The sequence below is a fragment of the Paenarthrobacter sp. NPDC058040 genome (genome assembly GCF_042885775.1).
Classification (GTDB): Bacteria; Actinomycetota; Actinomycetes; order Actinomycetales; family Micrococcaceae; genus Arthrobacter.
On sequence record NZ_JBHVRN010000036.1, the window covers coordinates 1 to 3,026 of the forward strand.

The window sequence follows — 3,026 nt, forward strand, 5'->3', positions numbered from 1 at the left end:
GAAGACCTCGCCGCCGTCGCCCAGAAAACACTGCCCCTCATGGCCAAATACGGCGTCGAATGCCACATCGGCACCAACACACCCACCACAGTCTAAAATCGTGGATTAGGGACGGTGTCCCTGCAAGCTACTGCTGCAGGGACACCGTCCTGCTCAATCCGGGGAGTTACTTTATGACGTAGGCGGCGTCGTCATCACCGTCGACAGGAACCCCTCGCTCCACGAAGCATTCGCCACCGCAGGAGCAGCTATTCGCTGTTGCACGTCCGAACAGATGCCCGCCGCGTATTCAGATGGGGCAACCGTGATCGATCTGGCGTGCTGGACCGTCCTGCCAGGATTCGTGGACTCCCATGCCCACAAGGTGGCGCGAGCTCTGCACAACCTCGTTCATCCGTCTCTTCTCGGTTGACCTCTGCCCCTCGGATCCTCGACAGCGTTCGCGCGGCGCGTGAGTCAGAACCTGGCCCATGGATAATGCCATCTCCGATCGGAAATCCGCCCGATCACCTCGGCTTCCCGAAATTGCTGGCTGAGAGACGCTGGGCTACCCGTGCAGAACTTGACCCGTCGCCCCGGAGGCCCGTTTACTTTCCGACGCCAGACGATCGGGCGAACCCCGCTGTGCTCAACTCTGCGGCCTTGAACCGGGTCGGTAGTTCACGGTGTGCATCACTACAACGCGCACCGGCAGGGCTGAAAGCTGCAGGAGCCTTTGCGTCGACACCCGGACGTCGATATGTGGGCAGCCATCGCCGCCGCGATGCATCCGAGCGTCGGAGTCACTTCGATTTTACAAGGGCACATTAACTTCTGAACCGAGCACCTCCGCGAGCTTCACAGGCGAGGTGAACTCTTCCGTCGGGTGGTCTGCACCCGTCAGGCGCTCCGCTCAGTTCCGCTTGATGAGGCCACGGCATGGATGCAGGGCCTCGACGACCCACCAGACCGCTGGGAGCGAGGACGAGTGCCGAAGGTCTGTGGTGTCACAGTTCGTCTCGACGGGGCGACCACAGTTCGGCGCGTCCATGATGCGTGAACCTCGTTCGTTCGCCGCTTGCACCGTCAAGCAGGATTTGAGTCTGGATATCCTGGTAGCGGGTGGAGATCCATCGACGTGGCGATGCGTGCGCTGCGCCGCATCGACCTGCAAACGCCACTGCACGGCAGCGAGTGCGTGCTTCGTACAGGATCCGATGCGCGATCAGCTGTGCGACCCTTGTCCGAATGGGTCTGCCGCTCGTACAGGCATATGCGGCAGTCGATTTCGGCAAAGGTGTCGACGCGTGTCGCGGTTGGGTTAGCGACCGATGGCAAAGCGTGGTTCCCTTGTGGTGGGGATCGATGCTGGGGTTACCGACGGCGGCCACTGATCCGACGTTCCAGATTTGTTCGACCCTCACGGAGGTCGATGGACGCTCCAGCGAGAGCCTAATGGCCGGCCCGAGGGAAGTCAGTCGGAGGGAGGCGATCGTCGCCTCCGCTACCAGCGGAACTGAGGCTCATGGGCGCGGGAACCGCTCCGGCTTTTAGATCAGCAAGTTGACGGACTTCATCATCCTCGACAGAAACATCCTCTCTTGTCCTGTGGACGGTTCAGGGCATCGAGGTTCCGTCCCCGGTTCTCGGTGGTCACGTTCTGCAGGACCGACACCGGCTGATGAGCACCTGATGGATCGGTCGCTGGGGGCACGCGCCGCGACAAACGCTGGGGGCGTTATTCCAATTTCGGATCCCGGTCGTGACCGACTTTCCTCGTGACCCACCCCGTCGATAGATGCTGACTGCAGGGATCGGACCGTGAGAACGACAAACGCGCCCAGGTGATTGATCAAGGCGACTAGGCTCGGGCGAAGTGCAGACTGGAGACACGGAAACCCGCCCGCGCGGTAATTGATCTCCGAAGTTAGTGATCGGAAGATCCCATGAGTTTGCAGCAAGTCGCGAAGAAGAAGCGCAATCGATCGTGTCGTGAGCAACAACGGGGCGGAAATGCAGCACAAAACTGCTGGCCTAAGTGCCGCCAACTGCTTCCGAATCGACCCTGACGGTTCTGCCCGTTGATTCGGCAGTACGTGATGACAGCTATTGGACCTTCCGATGACAACCTCGCCCGCGCCCAAGGGAAGCTGCCCGCGAGCGTTCAGTGCTGGATGCAGCTCGTGCAGGCTCCAGCGCAGGGGCGGTCGTTGTTGTTGTGGATGGATAGCGGCAGCCTTGCCGGGCGTGGGGCCAGGGATGGAGGCGCGGTGGTTGCTTGCGTGGGCCCGGTTGCGGCATCAAGGTAGAGCCCTTCCCACGCGTAGCAGGCCAGGTCGGGGGTTCGCGTAGCGGGGGCTACGGGGAAGGTGTGTCGTTTGGTGGTGGTGTGGTGTTTGGTGCTCCAGGAGAACAGCGTCATTGCTTTTTCCTTTCTCAGGATGGTCCGTGGTGGAACGGTGCGGGGACCTCATCCCCGCGGCGTGCAGTTAGGTCCTGGTCAGGGACCGAGGAGGTAGCGTGCCATGGAGTGGAGGAGCCGGTCGGTGAGGTTCGTGTCAAGGGTGTAGGTCCGTTCCCTGGCCGGCAGATCAACGTCGTTGGCGTTGTCGGTGACCAGGCCCAGGCTTTTGAGTTTGTTCAATGCTTGGGCGACCAGTCCGTGGCTGATGGAAGTGTCCTCGGCGATCCGGGTCCGGTCGGACGGGCCGGTGATACGCAGGTAGCGGATGATTTCCAGCCGGACCTCTTGGCTGAAGGCGGCGCGTGCGGCGTCGAGATCGTCTCTTCCATACGGCTTCCCATGTGTGGGTTGTTCACGGGTGAGAGTAGATGTGGAAACCAATGGAGTGCTCCTGGGTATGACGTCAGCGGCTCAACCTGCGCTGAAAGGGTTGGCTGTTGGGCGCCTGCAAACGGCAGGCGCCCAACACCGGGTGCTGCGACTTTGGTGTTAGTCGGTGGTGGGGAGGAGGTGGCGGTATTGGCCTTTGAAGTAGAGCAGGGGGTGGCCGGTGTGCCATTCCGGGGTGCTCATTTCGTTGACG

The 3,026-nt window shown here is 61.5% G+C and carries 2 protein-coding genes; both read right to left on the reverse strand.

The genetic code is table 11. The features are described 5' to 3' along the window. Positions 1-2,143: 2,143 nt before the first annotated feature. Entirely contained in the window at positions 2,144-2,401 is a 258-nt protein-coding gene (locus tag ACFVSJ_RS24295) for a hypothetical protein (protein ID WP_387439684.1), read from the reverse strand. 78 nt (positions 2,402-2,479) lie between these two features. Continuing rightward, positions 2,480-2,824 carry an ArsR family transcriptional regulator gene (locus ACFVSJ_RS24300; RefSeq protein ID WP_387439685.1) on the reverse strand — a complete coding sequence of 115 codons (345 nt, stop codon included), beginning with the start codon at positions 2,822-2,824 and terminating at the stop codon, positions 2,480-2,482. Between the last annotated feature and the right edge of the window lie 202 nt (positions 2,825-3,026).